This is a genomic window from Parapedobacter sp. ISTM3 (assembly GCF_016533505.1).
GTDB classification, from domain to species: domain Bacteria; phylum Bacteroidota; class Bacteroidia; order Sphingobacteriales; family Sphingobacteriaceae; genus Parapedobacter; species Parapedobacter luteus.
Genome location: NZ_JAENGN010000066.1, coordinates 1 through 703 on the forward strand (window position 1 = coordinate 1; position 703 = coordinate 703).

At 56.0% G+C, this 703-nt stretch carries 1 protein-coding gene; it reads left to right on the plus strand.

Features of this window, described 5'->3' with window-relative positions:
* Positions 1–703 (plus strand): IS66 family transposase (locus JHJ32_RS22645; protein WP_200123020.1); only part of this gene is annotated, 703 nt, incomplete at both ends.

The following is a 703-nucleotide window of genomic DNA, read 5'->3' on the forward strand; positions in this document are numbered from 1 at the left end:
CTGGAGAGCGAGCCTGCCAGGTTCTACATCAAGCGTTATATCCGTTACAAATATGCCGCTAAAAGCGGTGAAGGGGTAAAGATCGCGGAACTTCCCGAACGGGTCATCGACAAGGGCATCCCCGGGGCAGGGCTACTGGCGATGGTACTTACCGATAAATACGTGGACCACTTGCCGCTCTACCGCCAGAAACAGCGCTTTGCCCGGGAAAACATACAGATCGCCTCCTCCACGATCGAGGGCTGGACCAGGGAGGCACTGATCAAACTGCACCCGCTCTATGAACAGCTTATCTTCGACACCAAAGCCAAAGGATATCTGCAGGTCGACGAAAGTCCGATAAAAGTGCTGGACAGCGATAAAAAAGGAGCTGCCCACCAGGGATACTATTGGGTATACCATGCCCCGCTGGACGGAACGGTATTGTTCGATTACAGTCCCACCCGTGGCAGGCAGGCACCGTTGCCCATACTGGGCAGCTTCAGGGGTTACCTGCAGACGGACGGGTATGCCGTATACGAGAAATATGCACGGAGCAAAAACGTGGTCCACCTGGCCTGCTGGGCGCATGCAAGAAGAGAGTTCGAGCGGGCACTGGATAATGACAAGGTCAGGGCGGAAAAAGCGCTGCTCATGATCCAGCGGCTCTACGCGGTGGAAAGGCGGGCCCGGGAGGAAAAACTGGCCGCCGAACAGATCAAGG